The following is a 17,828-nucleotide window of genomic DNA, read 5'->3' on the forward strand; positions in this document are numbered from 1 at the left end:
TTGCGGCGGCGGGAATCCACCCGGTCGGCGCAGCATCGGCCGGACTTGTGAACCGCCGACCGGGTTTCTGATAATCGCTCAGTCCGTCGGGAAGTGAACGGTGTTGCAGAGGGAGGTCGAACCGGGTTGGTCGTGCACGGGGGAACGAGTGGAATGGCCCGCAGGCGGCTGGCGGTGGTGCTGCTGGGCGCCGCCCAGGTACTGGTCGTCTTCGACACGACGGCCTTCGCGATCGCACTGCCGTGGATTTCGGCCCGGTCGCACCTGTCCGTCGACGGGCTGACGTGGCTGATCACCGTGTACAGCGTGTGTTTCGCCGCGCTGCCGGTGCTCGCGTTGGCTCTCGGCGAGGCGTTCGGGCAGCGGCGGGTGCTGATGGGCGGACTTGTGCTGTCGAGTGCCGCCGCCGCGGCGTCCGGGGTGACACAGGACGCCGGGGTGCTGCTGACCTCACGGGCGGTACAGGGGGTGGCCGCGGCGGCGATCACGGCCGGTGCGGTGGCGCTGATCGAGTCCACGCATCCGCAGGGCCGGGGCCGTGACCGGGCGCTGAGCGTGCACTTCGTGGTCGTCGCGGCTGCCGCACCGGTGGTGGTGCTGCCGTCCACCGTGCTGCTGGAGACGATGGAGTCGGGTGCCGGGGTCTTCTGGGCCCAGGCCGTCGTGGGCGTACTGCTCCTGGTGCTGGTCCCGGTGGCGCTCACCGAGTCCGCACCCGGCCCGGAGGCCCGGTCCCGGGTGGGCCGCGCCGCGGCGGCCGTCGTCCCGCTGGGCTTCCTCGCCTGGTTCGCCGGCTGGCTCGGGGACCACAGCGTGTCCCCGACCACGATCATCGCCCTCGCGGCGGCCGGTGCACTGACGCCGTCGTCGCTGAGCTGGCTCGGCCGGCGCGGGCAGGACCCGTCCCTGCTCACCCGGCTGTACCGGGAGCGGGCCGCACTCGGCGCGTACACCGTGGTGGCGCTGCTGGCCGCCTGTCTGACCGGTGCCGGGCTGGTCCTCACGATCGCCCTGCAGACGGTGGGCGGGCTCTCCCCCGAGTCGGTGGGCTGGGCCCTGTTGCCCGCCGTCGTAGGGCTGGTGCTGGGCTGGCTGACCCTGCCCGTGTTCGCGGCACGCGCCGGCCTCGCCGTCACGGTGGCCGTGGCCTGTGCTGTGACGGCGGCCGGGTTCGTCCTGCTGAGCCGGGAGGGCGCCGGTTACCAGGTCGCCGACGTCCTGCCGCCGCTGCTGCTCATCGCCTACGGCTGCGGTGTGCTCGCTCTGCCGGTGAGCTTCGCCCGGTCCGGGAGCGGGGCGCTGCCCCGGGGGCTGAACTCCTCCCGGCAGTTGGGCGCCGGGCTGGGGGCATCGCTGTTCAGCGGGGTCGTCACGGTCGTCCTGATGGACCTGCGCTCCATGACGTTCCACAGTGCCAAGGAATACAGCGCCGCCCTGGCGGACCGTGTTCCCGAGTGCTTCGAACTCGGCGTCGCGCTGGCCCTCACCGCCGCGGTGGTCGCGCTGCTGACCCTGCCCTGGCAGGGCCTGCGGACCGCCGCTCCCGATCCGGACGCTAGCGACGGCGCACCAGCGGGAACGGCAGGGTCTCCCGGATCGTCAGGCCCGTGAGGAACATGACGATCCGGTCGACGCCGATGCCCAGCCCGCCGGTCGGCGGCATCGCGTAGTCGAGGGCGTCGAGGAAGTCCTCGTCCAGTTCCATCGCCTCGGGGTCCCCGCCCGCGGCCAGCAGGGACTGTGCGGTGAGCCGGCGGCGCTGTTCGACGGGGTCGGTCAGCTCGGAGTAGGCGGTGCCGAGTTCGGTACCGAAGGCGACGAGGTCCCAGCGTTCGGCGAGCCGCGGGTCGGCGCGGTGCTGCCGGGTGAGCGGGGAGACCTCGGTCGGGAAGTCCTTGTAGAAGGTCGGCAGCTGGGTGCGTTCCTCGATCAGCCGCTCGTACATCTCCAGGACCACGTCACCGGGCCCGTCGTCGGCGGTGTACGGCACACCGGTCCGGTCGCACAGCCGGTGCAGTCTGAGCAGTTCGGTGCCGGGGCCGATCTCCTCGTCCAGCACCTCGGACAGCGCCCCGTACACGGTCTTCACCGGCCACGGTCCCGAGATGTCGTACTCCCGGCCGTCCTTGCGGGCGACGGGGGAGCCGAGGGCGGCGGTGGCGGCACCCTGGATCAGCTCGCGGGTCAGGTCGAGCATCACGTCGTAGTCGGCGTGCGCCTGGTAGGCCTCCAGCATCGTGAACTCGGGGTTGTGCTTGTAGGAGACGCCCTCGTTGCGGAAGGTGCGGCCCAGCTCGAAGACCTTCTCCAGTCCGCCGACGCACAGCCGCTTCAGATACAGCTCGGGGGCGATGCGCAGGTAGAGGTCGAGGTCGTAGGCGTTGATGTGGGTGGTGAAGGGACGGGCGTTGGCGCCGCCGTGGATCTGCTGCAGCATCGGGGTCTCGACCTCGATGAACCCGCGGTCCAGCAGGCCCTGGCGCAGGGCCTGTAGGGCGGTGGAGCGGGCGCGGATCACCTGGCGGGCGTCGGGGCTGGTGACCAGGTCGAGGTAGCGGCGGCGGACCTTGGCCTCGGGGGCGGCGAGCCCGCGGCGCTTGTCGGGCAGCGGGCGCAGGCACTTGCCGGTCAGCTGCCAGGAGGTGACGAAGACGGTGGGCTCGCCCTTGTCGCTGCGGCCCGCGCGGCCGGTGGCGGTGATGTGGTCGCCGATGTCGGTGTCGGACCGGAAGCGGTCCAGGGCGGCGGCGCAACGGTCGCGGGTGAGGGCGAGCTGGTGGTCCCCCGACCAGTCGCGCAGGACGACGAAGACGATGCCGCCGAAGTCGCGGACCAGCATGACACGGCCTGCCACGGTGACGTCCTGGCCCTGCGGGACGTCGGCCAGGGCGTGGGTGGGGGCGGGCACGCCGACCGGGTACGGGTCGGTCCCGGCGGCGCGCAGGCGGTCGAGCGTGCGGTGCCGGACGCGGACCTGGTCGGGCAGGCCCGCGTCCGGGGCGGCGGGCCCGGCCTCGTCCCCTCCTTCGAGGCCGAGCACCGTCAGGGACGGCAGGCCCTCGGTGGTGGCGGGCCGCTGTCCCGCCTTCGGGTGCCCCTTTCCCCAGAGTTTGCGCAGGGACGGTACGGAGACGAATCCCTCGGCGATGCCGGAGGCGAGGCCGATCCGGGCGAGGGAGGCGGTCTCGCCGTAGCAGATGAAGCGCGGGTACCACTCCGGCTGGTACTTGGCGTTGGAGCGGTAGAGGGCCTCCAGCTGCCACCAGCGGGAGAAGAACAGCAGCATCCGGCGCCAGAGTCTGAGGACGGGGCCGGCGCCGATGCGGGCACCCTCCTCGAAGACGGACCGGAAGACGGCGAAGTTCAGCGAGATCCGGTGCACGCCGAGTTTCGGGGCGGCCGCGCACACTTCGGCGACCATGAACTCCATGACCCCGTTGGGGGCGGCCCGGTCACGGCGCATCAGGTCGAGGGAGACGCCGTCGCGGCCCCAGGGCACGAAGGAGAGCAGCGCGAGGAGCCGGCCGTCGTCACTGAGGGCCTCGGCGAGGAGGCAGTCGCCGTCGGCGGGGTCGCCCAGCCGGTCCAGGGCCATGGAGAAGCCGCGTTCGGTCTCGGTGTCCCGCCAGGCGTCGGCCTTGTCGACGATCTCCTCCATCTCCTGGTCGCTGAGAGTGGCGTGGCGGCGGATGCGGCAGGTGGCGCCGGTGCGGCGGACGCGGTGCACGGCCTGGCGGGTGACACGCATGTCCCGGCCGTCCAGATCGAATCCGGGCACGTGCAGGATGGCCTCGTCGCCGAGCTGGAGGGCGCCGAGTCCGGCCCGGGCGTAGGCGCGGGCGCCGTCCTCGGAGGCGCCCATCACGGCGGGTGCCCAGGCGTGCCGGCGGGCCACGGCCAGCCAGGCCTCGATGGCGTGCGGCCAGGCTTCCGGGTCGCCGACGGGGTCGCCGCTGGCAAGGCAGACACCGGCCTCGACGCGGTAGGTGACGGCGGCCTTGCCGCTGGAGGAGAAGACGACGGCCTTGTCGCGCCGGGTGGCGAAGTAGCCGAGCGAGTCCCGGTTGCCGTAGACCCCGAGCAGGGCGCGGATGCGGGCCTCCTCGTCGTCGTGCAGGGCCGCTTCCAGGCGCTGTGAACGGAACAGCGCGGCGGCTGCGTTCAGCAGGGCGAGCGCGCCGAACAGGCCGAGCAGGAACGTGACCCGGCGGGGCGGGCGGCCGTCGAAGGCGCTGTTGGACACCAGTCCGCCGCACACCCGGTCGGCCGCCCAGGCCAGGTGCTGGCTCTGCGGGAGGGTGCCCGGGAACAGCGCGACCAGGCCCCAGCCGGCCAGGATCGCCACGGCGAGACCGGCCACCAGCACGCCGAGGGCCCGCCACACGGCACCGCGGCGGGAGGCGGCGTAGAACTCCTTGCGGGCCGTCACCAGCAGGATCAGCAGCAGGCCGCACAGCACGAGGGACGGCACCGACTCGACGTACTGGCCGAGGGCCACCCCGAGGATGTCGCCGGCCACGACCAGGCCCAGATAGACGACGACCAGCCACCAGGCGACCTTCTTGCGGGCGCCGGTGGCGGCGGCCAGCAGGAACAGGAAGACGGCGTAGGCGAGGTTGGCGCTGATGGGGACCAGGAGCAGGTCGACGGTGAGCACGACCGGGCGCAGCAGGCGGCGCAGCGGGGCGAAGATCGCGAGCAGGGCGCACAGCAGGCCGAGGGCGGCGAAGAGGGCGGCGAAGGCCTCGGGCACCCGGCCGAGGCGTCCGGCGGCGGGCGGGCGTATCGGGCCCGTGGCGTCCCTCCGTGCGGCCGGCCCGGCGGTGGCAGTCATGGTTCCGACTCTAGGAAGGGGCGGCGCGGCGCGCCCGTCGAGCGGGGCCGGGCGTCGGCGGGAAGCACCGGTTCCGATAACCTCGGAATGTGACGGAGCAGCACGCAGAGCACGCGCACCAGTTCGAGCGGGGCACGGACGGGCCCAAGGTCATCGTGGTCGGGGTGGACGGCTCCGACTCCTCGATGCGGGCCGCGGCCTACGCCGGCGGTCTGGCCCGGCGGCAGCACGCGCTGCTGGCGGTGGTGTACGTGCAGCCGGTGCTCGCCGCGGGGGCGGCGCTCGGGGCTCCGGTGGCGGAGACGACCGACGAGATCGCCGAGGACCTGATCGCCCAGATCCGGGAGGCGACGGAGCGCGTCAAGGGGATATTCGACGTGCGCTGGGAGTTCCACACCTTCCGCGGCGACCCCTACAACGGCCTGGTGAAGGCGGCGGACGAGCTGAAGGCGGACGCCGTCGTGGTGGGCGCCTCCGAGCAGGCGGGGCACCGGATCATCGGCTCGGTGGCGGTCCGGCTGGTGAAGGCGGGACGGTGGCCGGTGACGGTCGTACCGTAGTCGTCTCCTTCCGGAGCAGCGGCAGGGTCGCGAGGAGCAGGACGCCGGCCAGGGCGATGGCGGTGCGCGGGCCGGTGAGGCTCGCCAGCAGGCCCCACAGGGCGGTCAGCGCGGCCGTGGTGGCCTTCCCGGTGATGGACCAGGCGGACAGGGTGCGGGCGACCCGGTCGTTCGGGGTGCATTCCAGGCGGCGGGTGGCGTACACGGGGTTGTAGACGCCCGAGCTGGTGATCACCCCGAACTCGACGGCCATCACCAGGAGCAGTCCCGGCAGGCCGGGCCCGACGAAGGCCAGCCCGAGGGGCCAGACGGCGCGGAGGGCGCCCGCGGTGCGCAGCACCCGCCGCCGGCCGTAGCGGGCGACCAGCGGGCGGGCCAGCCGGGAGCCGAGGAGTCCGCCGAGGCAGGGCACGGCGAACGCGAGGCCGTACTGCCAGGGGGCGAAGCCGAGCGGGCCGAGCATGAGGACGGCCAGCGGTGGTACGGCGACCATGATCAGGGCGTTGACCGCGAGGTTGTTGAAGAACAGCGGCCGCAGGGCCGGACTGGTGAGGATGTACCGCCAGCCGTCGAGCAGGTCGGTGGCCCGCAGGCGCTCCACGCCGGTGCGCTCGGGGCGGGGCTCGCCGCCGCCCACGGCCCGGATGCCCAGTGCCGACAGCAGAAAGCTGACCGCGTTCGCCACGACCGTCGCGACCGGGCCGAACAGGCCGATCGCGGCACCGCCGAGGGGCGGTCCGAGGACGAGGGCGGTCCAGTTCGTGGACTCGAACCGGGAGTTCGCCGTGAGCAGCCGGTCGGCCGGGACGAGCGACTTCAGAAAGGCGCCGGAGGCCGCGTTGAAGGTGATGTCGGCCGCCGCGACGATCACCGACACCAGCAGCAGCTGCCCCAGGCCGAGGCCGCCGAGCGCGTAGGCGGCGGGGATGGTGAGCAGCGCGGCGGACCTGGCCAGGTCCATCGCCATCATCACCGGCCGCTTGCGCCGGAACTCCACCCACGGCCCGAGCGGCACCGCCGCCACGGCTCCCACGGCGGGCCCGGTCGCGGCGAGCAGTGCCACCTCGGCCGGTCCGGCGTGCAGCACGAGGACAGCGATCACCGAGAACGCGTCGAAGGCGAGATACGTGCCGATCGCACTCGCCGAGTACGCGGCCCACAGCCACCCGAACCGCCGTCCCATGCACAACCTCCCCGTCGACCGGGGACATGAAATCCGGCAGGTGGCCGCCGAAGCAAACAACTTCCGGATCAGGCGTCACAACCATCGGTTGTACGGTGGTGGAGTGGACCTCAAGGCAGTGCGCACCTTCGTCGCCGTGGCCGACTCGGGACAGTTCCAGGAGGCCGCCGCCGTGCTCGCGGTCACCCAGCAGGCCGTCTCCAAACGGATCGCCGCGCTGGAGAAGGAGCTGGGCGTGCGGCTGTTCACCCGTACCGCCCGGGGCGCCGCCCTGACCGTCGACGGCCAGGCCTTCCTGCCGCACGCCCACGAGCTGCTGCTGGCCGAGGAGCGGGCCACCGCCGCCGTACGGCCCGGGCGGCGCGCTCTGCGGGTCGATGTGATCGGTCCGCGGCTCGCCCCGGCGGCGCTGCTGCGCGACTTCCACGAGGCGCACCCGGAGGTGGCCCTGGACGTCGTCACGCTCTTCGACGTGGACTCGGCGCTCACCGCCCTGCGCTCCGGGACGATCGACGCGTCCTTCCGCGCCGTCGCCATGCCCGGCCGGCCGCTGCCCAGGGGCGTCGAGGCCGTGCGCGTCCACGACGAGCCGATCCAGCTGCTCACCGGCCCGGGGCACGCCCTGGCCGGCCGCCGCTCGGTCTCGCCCGGGGAGCTGGCCGGGCACCGGATCTGGATGCCGGGCATCGTGGACGGCACCGAGTGGGCCGCCTACTACGCCTCCCTCGCGGCCGAGTTCGGGCTCACCATCGACTCCTCGGGACCCAACTTCACCGGGGCGGTGCAGGACGCTGTCGCCGGCGACAGCACCCTGGCAACCCTCGTCAGTGAGCAGACCCGGCTGGTCTGGCCGGCCGGCCACGATCTGCGCCGTATCCCGCTGGTCGACCCGACACCCGTCTATCCGCACTCGCTGGTGTGGATCAGCGCCAACCCGCACCCGGCGCTCGCCGCCCTGCGCGCCCACCTCGCCGCCCGGCGCCCGGCCCGGCCGACGGGCCGGACCTGGACACCGGACTGGACGGAGCCCGCCGCGCCCGTGCGTGGCGTCTTCCGTACGGGTCTGCCCTGAGCCATCATGATCCGCCGTCAGCCGTTTGCCATTGGCGAAGAGGTGAGGCGCATGGCCAGGCTCCGTATGGGTGAAGGAATTCTCCGCCGCAAACCCATCGAGCACATCGAGGACACCGAGATCAGCGAGGGGCCCCGGCTGGACCGGTCGCTCGGGCTGATGCAGCTCACGGCGATCGGTATCGGCGGCATCATCGGGGCGGGCATCTTCACCCTGGCCGGCACGGTTGCCCACGAGACGGCCGGGCCCGCGGTGCTGGTGTCGTTCCTCATCGCCGGTCTGGCGAGCGCCTGCGCGGCGCTGTCGTACGCCGAGTTCGCCGGGCTGATCCCGAAGGCGGGGTCGGCGTACACGTACGGCTACGCGGTGCTCGGCGAGTTCGCGGGCTGGTTCATCGGCTGGGACCTGCTGCTGGAGTACACGGCGATCGTGGCCGTGGTCGCCATCGGCATCTCCGGATACTTCGGCTTCCTGGTCGAGGAGATGGGCGCCAATCTGCCCGCCTGGATGCTGGGCGCGCCCGGCACCGGGCACGGGCACCGGGTCGACCTGTTCGCGGCCGCGCTGTGTCTGCTGATCGCCTGGCTGCTCAACATGGGCATCCGCACCGCGGCCCGCTTCGAGACGTTCGTGGTCGCTCTGAAGGTGCTGGTGGTGCTGGTGGTGATCGCGGTGGGCCTGTTCCACATCAACACCGCGAACTACCACCCGTTCTTCCCGTTCGGCATCAGCGGGGCGTTCACCGGTGCGGCGACCGTGTTCTTCGCGGTGTTCGGCTACGACGCCATGTCGACCGCGGCGGAGGAGTCGAAGGACGCACAGCGGCACATGCCCAAGGCGATCATCTACTCGCTGGCGATCTCGATGGTGCTGTACGTGGCGGCCTGCCTGGTGCTGACGGGCATGCAGAACTACACGGAGATCGACCCGGAGAGCGGCTTCTCGTCGGCGTTCAAGTCCGTGGGGCTGGACAAGCTCGCCGACGTGATCGCGGTGGGCGCGATCATCGGCATCCTCACGGTGATGTTCACGTTCATGCTGGGCGTGACCCGGGTGTGGTTCAGCATGAGCCGGGACGGGCTGCTGCCGCTCTGGTTCGCCAAGACGCACCCGACGCGGCACGTGCCGACCCGTGTGACGTGGATCGTCGGGGCGGCCTCGGCGGTCATCGCCGGGTTCCTGCCGATCGGCGAGGCGGCCGAGCTGACCAACATCGGCATCCTGCTGGCGTTCGTGGTGGTGTGCTCGGCGGTGATCGTGCTGCGCTACCGGCAGCCGGATCTGCCGCGCACCTTCCGGACCCCGTGGATGCCGTTCGTGCCCGCGTTGGGTGTCGTCTTCTCGATCTGGCTGATCACGTTCCTGCAGTGGCAGACCTGGGTGCGGTTCGTGGTCTGGTTCCTGATCGGCTGCGTGGTCTACTTCGGCTACTCCTACCGCCGTTCCGCGCTGGCCCGGCCGCGGCCCGCCGAGTGATCACTCCCCCATGACCAGCCCGTCGTCGGCGGCCCCGCGGCTGAGGACGACCTCCCTGATCCGGTCGCGCACTCCCTCCAGCTCGGCGCCGTCGGAGATCGCCTGATTGAGGTCACGGACCCGGCCGGAGTCGAGGTCGTACATCTGCGGGATGAACTCGGCCTTGGTGACCTGCCAGCGGTCGCCGTGACGGGCGGGCGGGGCGAAGGTGAAGCGGCCGAGGGTGGAGTCGTTGCCGCGCGAATCCTGCACGCCCCTGTCGTTGTACATCTCGCCGGCGATCTGGTCGCCCAGGCCGTAGACCACCCAGGTGCCGTTGACCTTCTCGTACGCCTGCGGGACATGGGCGTGGGTGCCGAGGATCAGGTCGATGTCCGGGCGGCCCCTGGTCGTCGAGGCCGTCAGCTGCCGGGCGAGAGCGAGCTGCAGCCGGTCGGGGTCGTCCTGCCACTCGGTGCCCCAGTGCACGGAGACGACGACCACGTCGGCGCCCGCGGTCCGGGCGGCCCGGGCGTCGGCGATCATCCGGTTCCGGTCGATCAGGGCGACGGCCCAGGGCTGTCCGGGCGGCATCGGGCGGTCGTCGGTGCCGTAGGTGTACGACAGGTGCGCAACCCGGGCCCCGCCCGCCCGGAGCATCGTGACCGAGCCGGCCTCGCCCTGGGTGCGGGCAGTCCCGGCGTGCCGGAGGCCGGCCCGGTCCATGGCGTCCAGGGTGCGCTGCAGGCCGGGGGCGCCGTCGTCCAGGGCGTGCTCGGAGGCGGTGGAGCAGCCGTCGTAGCCGGTCGCGGCGAGGCCCTGGGCGATCTGCGGCGGGGACTTGAAGACGGGGTAGCCGCTGTAGCCGCCGTCGGCGCCGTACACGGTCCCCATGTGACACAGCGCCAGATCGGCGCCGCTGACCACGGGCTCGACGCCGGAGAGCATCGGGCGGAAGTCGTAGCCGGCGCCGCCGGCGTCGTAGCGCGCCCGGTCGATGACGGAGGTGTGCGGCAGCACGTCGCCGGAGGCGACGAGGGTGAAGCCGCGGTCGGCGGACGGCGCCGGGCGGCCGCCGACCGCGAGCTCCTGCCGCTCGTGGTTCTGACAGGCGGCAGCGGCGGCGAGGAGGGCGGTCAGGGCCAGCACCACCTGCTTGCTGCGTCCGATCATCAGCTCACCCCGGGATCGTCGTTCTGCAGACGCCGCATCTGTCGACGTCGTATTTACAGACAAGGTTTTTACGGGCATATGGGTATGAATCCAGCCCGTCGCGCAAACAGTCCGGGTGCCTGAATTAGCCCATCCGGCGCCGCCCGGCGCGCTCCCGGACCACCCCTCGCCTACCGTTCGGCGACACGATCGACCGTCCGTCGCAGAGCCGTGTGCGCCTCCTGTCCCCCGGCGGCACCCTGCGCTGCCATACGGCCATGACGGCCGGAACCGCACTCACCCACGGGACGACGACCGCCGAGCACGAGCTCGCCGCGCTCCAGCGCGAGCACGGCGGCCCCCTGTTCGCGCTGCTGCTCAGACTGAGCGACGGGGACCGGCAGCGCGCCGAGGACCTCGTGCAGGAGACCCTGCTGCGCGCCTGGCAGCACCCCGAGGCCCTGCACGCCGAGGACTTCGACTCGGTACGGCCCTGGCTGCTGACCGTCGCCCGGCGCCTGGCGATCGACGCGCGGCGGGCCCGGCAGGCACGGCCGCCCGAGGTCGGCGACGAGGTGCCCGAGAACGCGCGGGTGACCGCCGACCACGCCGAGCGGGCCGCCGCGACGCTCGACGTCCGGGAGGCTGTGAAGACACTCACGCCGGAGCACCGTGACGTCCTGATACTCGTGTACTTCCGCGGGGCCAGTGTGGCGGAAGCAGCGCAAACCCTCGGAATTCCACCCGGTACCGTGAAGTCCCGCGCGTACTACGCCCTGCGCGCCCTGCGTAGGGTCCTTCCGGGTTACGCGACCGACCTGCGGTGAAACCGAAGGCTGGGTCAAACCTCGGTAAAGCGCCTTGCTGTGACCCCCGTTCGGGCAATCAGCTGTCCTCATCCGTGTTCCGGACGGGGACCGCCCGCACTGGGTCCAGGGTCTCGGGCGACACGCACGCACCGGAGGAAGGCAGGAAGGGATGCTGCACAGAGGGCACGAGAGCACGGACGGCACCGGCGGCGGTGAACTGGCCGTTCCCATGGCCTGGTTGTACGCCGAGTACATCGCCGACGAGCTGCTGCGCACCGGCGACCTGATGCCGCCGACGTCCTTCGAGTTCCGGGCCGGCCGGGACGCGCTGGCGCTGACCGTCTTCCTCTCCGACACCGACGGCGAGCTGTCCGGGATCCGGGTGATCTCGCAGCTGGAGACCTGGCTGTCACTGACGGCGTACGACCAGCCGTGGCAGGAGTGGGTGCGCGAGCGCATGGCGCAGCTGGCCGGCGAGGAGGCCGGGGCCGCCGCACCGTCGCCGGACCTGGCACTGGCGGCCGAGGCCTGGCGCTGGCTGGAGGAGACCGAGCTGCTGGCGCCCGACCTGGACGCGGTGCCCGGCGGCGGTTCGGTGTTCGGCGAGGACGACGGGCCGAAGGTGTGGACCCCGGCCTGGCGGCTCGGACTGCCTCTCGGACACCTGGCGATCCATCTTTTCTGAGCCGTCTGGAATTCAGACCAATCCGCGGGCCGGGCGGCTCCGAATCTCTTGGTCACGATTCGGTGTGTGTCTTGAGTGATTCGGTTGTCCGCTGCGTACGGATGGGAGCAAGGAGTAACCCCACCCACACCCATAGGCACGAGGATTCGGCATGAGGTCCCTGGAAAGGCATCGCGACGTCGGCGCGTACGCGCTCGGCGTGCTGGACGAGGCGGAGGCCTTCCGCTTCGAGGACCACCTCATGGAGTGCCCTCAGTGCGCGGCACAGGTGACCGAATTTGGTCCCACGGCACGGCAGTTGATGCTGTACCGCCGCTCCACGCCGCGCTTCGTGCACCCCATGGCCCAGCCCGGTCCCCGACTGCTCGACCGGCTGATGGGCGAACTGGTACACCGGCACCGGGCACGGCGCCGTCGCTTCCTGTACGGCCTGGCCGCCTCGGTGGTGCTGGCCGTGGCCGGACCGGGGCTCATGGCCTACGCCGGACACGAGGAGCCCACCGCCAAGGTCACCGCGGCGACCGACCCGAAGACGGGTGTGTGGGCGCAGGTCACCACCGAGGACGGATACTCCGGCAGCCGGATGCGGCTGGAGGTGAAGGACGGCTCCGGGCCGCACTCCTGCCGGCTGGTCGTCATCGGCAACGACGGCTCGGAACAGGTCGTCAGCGGCTGGAAGGTGGCCGCCCACGACGCCGGCATGACCACGACCACGGCCGGCTCCACCATGCATCCCGACGAGATCGCCCGCTACGAGGTGCGCACCGCGGACGGACAGCCGCTGGTGTCGCTCGACGTCGGCTGAATGCCTCGTTGAAGCGTCAATCACGTTGCGTGGCAACGGATTTGCTGTCGCGCGGCCATGGGCAGAGACTGTAGACGAAGACGTGGAGCCACCGGCTGGAGCGCTCCACGTCGCCCCTGGGAGCACGAGCGAAGGGGCTGGGCCGGTGGAGAACCAAGTGCTGATCTGCCTCTCCGAAGAGGGCGCGGAAGCCGAGCGCGTGGCGCGGCTGACCGGCTATCTGCGCGAGGAGCTGCTCGACCTCGGCGTGGTCGAGGACGTCCGGGCCGCCCCCGCCGGAGAGGTCCCGCCCGGGGCACGATGCCTGAACGTCGCCTTGGTCGGCTCCCTGCTGGTGGGCCTGGGCAAATCCCTCACCGGGCTGAGCCAGGTGGTCGGCGTGATCCGTGACTGGCTGGGCCGGTTCGGTGACGAGCGCCCGTCACTGACCCTGACGCTGGACGGCGACACGCTGGAGATCTCGGCGGCGACGGACGCGCAGGTGGCCGAGGCTGTGAGGATCTTCCTCGAGAAGCATTCCGCGGTGGGGACCTAGACATGAGCGAGTCCCGGCACGCACTGATCATCGCCAACGACACGTACGAGGATCAGGGCCTCAAGCAGCTGAGAGCGCCGGGACACGACGCCGACGCCCTCTCCGGAGTCCTGCGCAATCCGCAGATCGGTGATTTCGAGGTGGATGTGCTCAGGAACGCCTCGGGGCAGGCCATGCGCAAGCGCATCGAAGGCTTCTTCAAGGACCGCCGCCGCAACGACACCCTGGTGCTGCACTTCTCCTGCCACGGGATCAAGAACGAATCGGGCGAGCTGTACTTCGCCGCCGCCGACACCGAGCACCGTTTGCTGGAGGCAACGGGAGTTTCGGCCGATTTCGTCCACCGGTGCATGTCCCGCACGCTGGCGGGCCGCACCGCGCTGTTTCTCGACTGCTGCTACGGAGGCGCCTTCTCCAAGGGGGCTTCCATGAAGGCGTCCCATGACATGAACGTCCTCGACCACTTCGCGGGAGAGAAACCGAGCGGGGGGCGCGGCTGGGCTGTCATCACGGCATCGAACTCGATGGAGTTCGCCTTCGAGGGCGACGAACTCACCGAGGGCAGCGGCGCGCTGCCGTCGGTGTTCACCCACGCGGTGGTGGAGGGCCTCAAGTCGGGAGACGCCGACCTCGACCACGACGGTGAGATCTGTCTCGACGAGCTGTACGACTACATCCACGAGCATGTGCAGGACCGGAACCCGAACCAGACTCCGAGCAAGACCGTCCAGATGCAGGGGCGCATGCAGGTGGCCCACAGCCGGCACCATCCCATCGTGCTCGAGCCCACCCCCATCCCCTCTCGCGTGCAGGACGCCCTGCGGAGAAGGGACGAATTCGCCCGCCGCGGCGCCGTCCGAGACCTGCACGTGCGGATGCGGAGCGGGAACCTCTCCATCGCCGAAGGGGCGCGCCAGGCCCTGGAGGCCGTGGTCCGCGAGGACGCCGGGCAGGTCGCGGACGAGGCGCTCGGCGCCCTGCAGGACGCCCGCCTCGAGCCCTCCCCGGCCCGCCTGGACTTCGGCCGGGTGCCCCGAGGTGCCGGCGTGCCGCAGCAGTCCGTGACCCTGCGGGGCATCCCCCTGGCCCGCCAGTGTGTGGCCCAGGCCACGGGCAAGTGGCTGCGGGTCGAGAAGTCCGCCGACGTCCTGACCGTCGGTGTCGACACGTCCACCGAGGGACGTCTTACCGGCGACATCATGCTGAAGGGGGTCGCCGACGAGGCCGTGGTCCATGTCGAGGCCGAGGTGGTGCCGCCACCGCCCGAGAGGCCGCCCGACAGCGAGCCCAGGGGCAGCGAGGGGAAGGAGCCGGGCCTCACGCACCGGCCCGAGTCCAGACCCCTGCTCGCCCCCGCGTTGGCGGCGGCAGCCCTGGCCCTCGCCGTCACCTCGGTGATCACTTGGATCGTGGCGATCGTGGCGACGGTGAACGCCGAGGAAGCCCTCAGGACGAAACCGACGGAAAACACATTCGCGGGGTCCGCCCACCACCACGGACTGATCCCCGCCCTCATCACCGCCCTGATCACCGCGACGGCGGCGCTCGTCCTCGGTGCGTTCGCCAGACGCGACCTCAGCGCGCGGCGCAAGCGCTACACCCCGGGGGCGAAGAGTGCCACGCGTTCCATGACCTTGGCGGCGAAGCGCTGCGCGATCCCGGTCTTCGTCCTGACCGTGCTCATGAGCATCGCCTACAACATCGTGACCCAATACCTGTGAACGCGCCGGCTACTTCAGCAGCCGCGACATCCTCCGGTCCGCCAGCGGCTTGCCCCCCGTCTGGCAGGTCGGGCAGTACTGGAGCGAGGAGTCGCTGAAGGAGACCTCGCGGATGGTGTCGCCGCAGACCGGGCAGGGCTCGCCGGTGCGGCCGTGCACGCGCAGGCCGGTCTTCTTCTCCGCCTTCAGGCGTCCCGCGGCGAGGCCCCGGGAGCGTTCGACCGCCTCGGTGAGGGTGGTGCGCAGCGCCGCGTAGAGCCGCTCGGTCTCCTCGGCGCTCAGGGACGCGGCGAGTTTGAACGGGGACATCTTCGCCGCGTGGAGGATCTCGTCGCTGTAGGCGTTGCCCACCCCGGCGACCAGGCTCTGGTCGCGCAGGGCGCCCTTGATCTGGCGCCGTTCGTCCTTCAGCAGAGCGGCGAAGCGGTCCTCGTCGAAGTCGGCGGCGAGCGGGTCCGGACCGAGGCGGGCCACGCCGGGCACCTCCCGCGGGTCACGGACGATGTACACGGCGAGCTTCTTCTGGGTGCCGGCCTCGGTGAGGTCGAAGCCCGCGCCGGTCTCCAGGGCGGCACGCAGGGCGAGGGGACCCTTGCCGGGGCGCGGCAGGCCGTCCGGCAGCCGGTCCTTCCACTGCAGCCAGCCCGCGCGGGCCAGATGGGTGACGAAGTGCAGGCCGGTGCCGCCCTCGATGTCGAGGAACTTCCCGTGCCGGTGCACGGCGGTGACCTCGCTGCCCTCGAACGCGCCGAGCGGAGGGTCGTACGTCTTCAGGACGCTGATCGCGACGGGCAGCACCCGTACGACCTCGTGGCCGACCAGGTTCTCGGTCAGGAAGTCCTTGAGGGCTTCCACCTCGGGGAGTTCCGGCATAGGTCCAGACTGCCATCCGCGGCCCCTGTGGTCAGGTGTGCTCGCACGCCAGGAACTCGCACCACACGCACTTGCCGCCGCCGCGCGCCTCCACGCCCCAGACATCGGCGAGCCGGTCGACGAGCAGCAGTCCGCGCCCGGAGACCCCGTCCTCCCCGGCGTCGCGGCGGCGCGGCAGGGCGCTGGAGGAGTCCTCGACCTCGACGCGCAGCCGGCGGCCGCTGCCCTCGAGGACCCGCAGGGTGACGATCGCCGAGCCCTCGGTGTGTATCAGGGCGTTGGTGATGAGTTCGTCGGCGACCAGCTCGATCTCGTCGGCCCGGTCCCGGGCGCCCCAGGAGCGGACCGCGGCACAGATCATGTGCCGGGCCTGGCTGAGAGCCTCCGGGTCGCCGGGGGCCACGTGCTGCCGGAGCCGGCCGCCCGGCCGCGGGGCCTCGGGGGCGCGGCGGCGTAGCAGGAGCAGGGCCACGTCGTCGTCGCCGCCCCGCTCCTCGGCCACCTCGATCAGCCGGGTGGCGAGATCGCGTACCTCGTCCGGGCCCTTGGCGACGAGGTCCGTGAGGGCGTCCAGACCGTCGTCGAGGTCGGAGCCGGGCTGCTCGACCAGCCCGTCGGTGCACAGCAGCAGGGTGTGGCCGGGATCGAGTTCGAGGGTGGAGACGGGGTACTCCAGCCGGCCGAACTCGGCGGAGAGGCCGAGCGGCAGCCCGCCCTCGACCGGGACTCGGCGGCAGCTGCCGTCGGCGTGCCGGACCAGCGGGTCGATGTGTCCGGCACGGACCACCTGGACCACCCCGGTGGCCAGGTCCGCTTCCGCGTACAGGCAGGTGGCGAAGCGGTCGGTGTCGAGTTCGTGCAGGAACACGGAGGCGCGGGCCATCACGGTGGCCGGGGTGTGTCCCTCGGCGGCGTAGGCGCGCAGCACGATCCGCAGCTGCCCCATCACCGCCGCCGCGTGCGTGTCGTGGCCCTGTACGTCGCCGATGACCGCGCCGACCCGGCCGCCGGGCAGCGGGATCAGGTCGTACCAGTCCCCGCCGATGTCCCGGCCGAGGGCGCCCCCGGCGGTGGCGGCGCGGTAGCGGACGGCTACGTCGGCCCCGCGGACGCTCGGGATGGTACGGGGCAGCATGGCCTGCTGGAGGCCCTGGGCGAGGTCCTTCTCCTGCTCGTAGAGCATGGCCCGTTGCAGGCTCTGCGCGATGCTGCTGCCGAGGGCGACGAGGACGTTGCGCTCTTCGGGCGAGAAGCCGCTGCGGTCGTTGTAGAGCAGGCCCATCGCGCCGATCGGGCGGGCCTGGGCGATCAGCGGCAGATAGGCGGCGGAGGTGATGTGCATGTCCGTGATGTGCGGCCACAGGATGGGAAAACGTTCGGAGAACTCCTCCGCCGACTCGATGAAGCACGGGCTGAGGGTCCGCACCGCCTCGCCCATCGGGTAGGGCTCGTCGATCCGGGTGATGCGGGTGCCGGGCACGTAGGTGCCCGTGGGGCCCTCGGCGACCAGCCGGATGCGGCCGGCCTCGACCAGGCCGAGGACCAGGCTGGTGGAGCCGAGCAGGGTCAGGCCCTGGACATCGGTGACGACGTCGATGACGTCCTGGACGGTACGGGCGTGGGCGAGGGCGGCCGTGGCGATCTGGACAACGTTTGTCTGGTCGCGTCGCGCGGCGTGCTGCCCGGCCGCGTCCCGGCGGACCACACGTTCGCCCAGCTCGTCGGTGGCGTCCCGGATGATCCCGATGATCCGGCGCGGGCGGCCCGTGTCGTCGCGTCGTATGTAGCCCTGGGTGTGGGTCCAGCGCAGGGTGCCGTCGCGGCGCCGGACGCGGAAGTACGCGCCGTAGTTCTCCCGGCCGTCCTTGATGGCCTGGGCGACCTGGAGGTCGAGGCGGTGGCCCTCCGCGGCGGGGACCCGTACGGACAGGTGCTCGGGGTGGCCGTCGTACTCGTCGGGGCGCAGGTCGAAGATCTCGTGCGCCTGGGCGTCCATGCTGAACAGACCGGTGTCCAGGTCCCAGTCGAAGCTGCCCATACGGTTGAGCGCCAGGATCGGATCCGGGTGGACGGGCCAGTCCTCCGGGAGTGACAGGGCACTCGCTGCCCGATCAGCCATGGGGCCACCTTGCCAGGGTTTGTCC

At 71.8% G+C, this 17,828-nt stretch carries 14 protein-coding genes; 9 read left to right on the top strand and 5 right to left on the bottom strand.

The features are described 5' to 3' along the window. Positions 1–153: 153 nt before the first annotated feature. The gene (locus tag AC07DS_RS02415) at positions 154–1,611 is read left to right on the top strand and encodes an MFS transporter (RefSeq protein WP_479141896.1); all 1,458 of its coding nucleotides are present in this window, start codon (positions 154–156) and stop codon (positions 1,609–1,611) included. Here the strand turns inward: AC07DS_RS02415 and lysX are convergent. Then, positions 1,556–4,834 carry a bifunctional lysylphosphatidylglycerol synthetase/lysine--tRNA ligase LysX gene (gene lysX / locus AC07DS_RS02420; protein ID WP_479141899.1) on the bottom strand — a complete coding sequence of 1,093 codons (3,279 nt, stop codon included), beginning with the start codon at positions 4,832–4,834 and terminating at the stop codon, positions 1,556–1,558. The two genes, AC07DS_RS02415 and lysX, sit on opposite strands and share 56 nt — an antisense overlap. A gap of 89 nt (positions 4,835–4,923) precedes the next feature. On the opposite strand from lysX, the gene AC07DS_RS02425 reads away from it, so the two are divergent. Next, a complete protein-coding gene (locus AC07DS_RS02425; RefSeq protein WP_479141901.1) occupies positions 4,924–5,394 on the top strand; it encodes a universal stress protein in 471 nt (156 codons plus the stop codon). Here the strand turns inward: AC07DS_RS02425 and AC07DS_RS02430 are convergent. Further along, positions 5,330–6,577 (bottom strand): MFS transporter, encoded by a 1,248-nt coding sequence (locus AC07DS_RS02430; protein WP_479141903.1) that lies wholly within the window; start codon positions 6,575–6,577, stop codon positions 5,330–5,332. The genes AC07DS_RS02425 and AC07DS_RS02430 overlap by 65 nt on opposite strands. 103 nt (positions 6,578–6,680) lie before the next feature. On the opposite strand from AC07DS_RS02430, the gene AC07DS_RS02435 reads away from it, so the two are divergent. Beyond that, positions 6,681–7,649 (top strand): LysR family transcriptional regulator, encoded by a 969-nt coding sequence (locus AC07DS_RS02435; RefSeq protein ID WP_479141905.1) that lies wholly within the window; start codon positions 6,681–6,683, stop codon positions 7,647–7,649. A 51-nt stretch (positions 7,650–7,700) separates the two neighbouring features. Beyond that, the gene (locus AC07DS_RS02440) at positions 7,701–9,125 is read left to right on the top strand and encodes an amino acid permease (protein ID WP_479141907.1); all 1,425 of its coding nucleotides are present in this window, start codon (positions 7,701–7,703) and stop codon (positions 9,123–9,125) included. Here the strand turns inward: AC07DS_RS02440 and AC07DS_RS02445 are convergent, their stop codons facing one another. Continuing rightward, on the bottom strand, positions 9,126–10,277 hold the full coding sequence (locus tag AC07DS_RS02445; RefSeq protein WP_479141909.1) for a CapA family protein: 1,152 nt from the start codon (positions 10,275–10,277) through the stop codon (positions 9,126–9,128). It lies immediately after the preceding gene. 257 nt (positions 10,278–10,534) lie between these two features. On the opposite strand from AC07DS_RS02445, the gene AC07DS_RS02450 reads away from it, so the two are divergent. From AC07DS_RS02450 to AC07DS_RS02470, 5 genes are all read left to right on the top strand, one after another. Then, positions 10,535–11,083: a sigma-70 family RNA polymerase sigma factor gene (locus tag AC07DS_RS02450; RefSeq protein WP_479141911.1), complete on the top strand. Its 549-nt coding sequence runs from the start codon at positions 10,535–10,537 to the stop codon at positions 11,081–11,083. A 151-nt stretch (positions 11,084–11,234) separates the two neighbouring features. Then, the gene (locus AC07DS_RS02455) at positions 11,235–11,750 is read left to right on the top strand and encodes a hypothetical protein (protein ID WP_479141913.1); all 516 of its coding nucleotides are present in this window, start codon (positions 11,235–11,237) and stop codon (positions 11,748–11,750) included. 151 nt (positions 11,751–11,901) lie between these two features. After that, positions 11,902–12,555 carry a zf-HC2 domain-containing protein gene (locus AC07DS_RS02460; protein WP_479141915.1) on the top strand — a complete coding sequence of 218 codons (654 nt, stop codon included), beginning with the start codon at positions 11,902–11,904 and terminating at the stop codon, positions 12,553–12,555. 145 nt (positions 12,556–12,700) lie between these two features. Further along, a complete protein-coding gene (locus AC07DS_RS02465) occupies positions 12,701–13,090 on the top strand; it encodes a hypothetical protein (RefSeq protein WP_479141917.1) in 390 nt (129 codons plus the stop codon). A 2-nt stretch (positions 13,091–13,092) separates the two neighbouring features. Then, entirely contained in the window at positions 13,093–14,811 is a 1,719-nt protein-coding gene (locus AC07DS_RS02470) for a caspase family protein (RefSeq protein WP_479141919.1), read from the top strand. 9 nt (positions 14,812–14,820) lie between these two features. Here AC07DS_RS02470 and AC07DS_RS02475 read toward each other — a convergent pair whose 3' ends face one another. Then, positions 14,821–15,684, bottom strand: a complete 864-nt coding sequence (locus AC07DS_RS02475) for an Fpg/Nei family DNA glycosylase (protein WP_479141921.1) — start codon at positions 15,682–15,684, stop codon at positions 14,821–14,823. A 31-nt stretch (positions 15,685–15,715) separates the two neighbouring features. Beyond that, entirely contained in the window at positions 15,716–17,803 is a 2,088-nt protein-coding gene (locus tag AC07DS_RS02480) for a SpoIIE family protein phosphatase (protein WP_479141923.1), read from the bottom strand. Between the last annotated feature and the right edge of the window lie 25 nt (positions 17,804–17,828).

The sequence above is a fragment of the Streptomyces sp. NPDC044064 genome (genome assembly GCF_056434245.1).

Bases quoted from the DNA above. Each gene is read 5' to 3' on its own strand.
- AC07DS_RS02475 (WP_479141921.1), bottom strand. From the start codon at position 15,684: ATGCCGGAACTCCCCGAGGTGGAAGCCCTCAAGGACTTCCTGACCGAG.
- lysX (WP_479141899.1), bottom strand. From the start codon at position 4,834: ATGACTGCCACCGCCGGGCCGGCCGCACGGAGGGACGCCACGGGCCCG.
- AC07DS_RS02430 (WP_479141903.1), bottom strand. From the start codon at position 6,577: ATGGGACGGCGGTTCGGGTGGCTGTGGGCCGCGTACTCGGCGAGTGCG.
- AC07DS_RS02470 (WP_479141919.1), top strand. From the start codon at position 13,093: ATGAGCGAGTCCCGGCACGCACTGATCATCGCCAACGACACGTACGAG.
- AC07DS_RS02450 (WP_479141911.1), top strand. From the start codon at position 10,535: ATGACGGCCGGAACCGCACTCACCCACGGGACGACGACCGCCGAGCAC.
- AC07DS_RS02480 (WP_479141923.1), bottom strand. From the start codon at position 17,803: ATGGCTGATCGGGCAGCGAGTGCCCTGTCACTCCCGGAGGACTGGCCC.
- AC07DS_RS02460 (WP_479141915.1), top strand. From the start codon at position 11,902: ATGAGGTCCCTGGAAAGGCATCGCGACGTCGGCGCGTACGCGCTCGGC.
- AC07DS_RS02445 (WP_479141909.1), bottom strand. From the start codon at position 10,277: ATGATCGGACGCAGCAAGCAGGTGGTGCTGGCCCTGACCGCCCTCCTC.
- AC07DS_RS02455 (WP_479141913.1), top strand. From the start codon at position 11,235: ATGCTGCACAGAGGGCACGAGAGCACGGACGGCACCGGCGGCGGTGAA.
- AC07DS_RS02440 (WP_479141907.1), top strand. From the start codon at position 7,701: ATGGCCAGGCTCCGTATGGGTGAAGGAATTCTCCGCCGCAAACCCATC.
- AC07DS_RS02415 (WP_479141896.1), top strand. From the start codon at position 154: ATGGCCCGCAGGCGGCTGGCGGTGGTGCTGCTGGGCGCCGCCCAGGTA.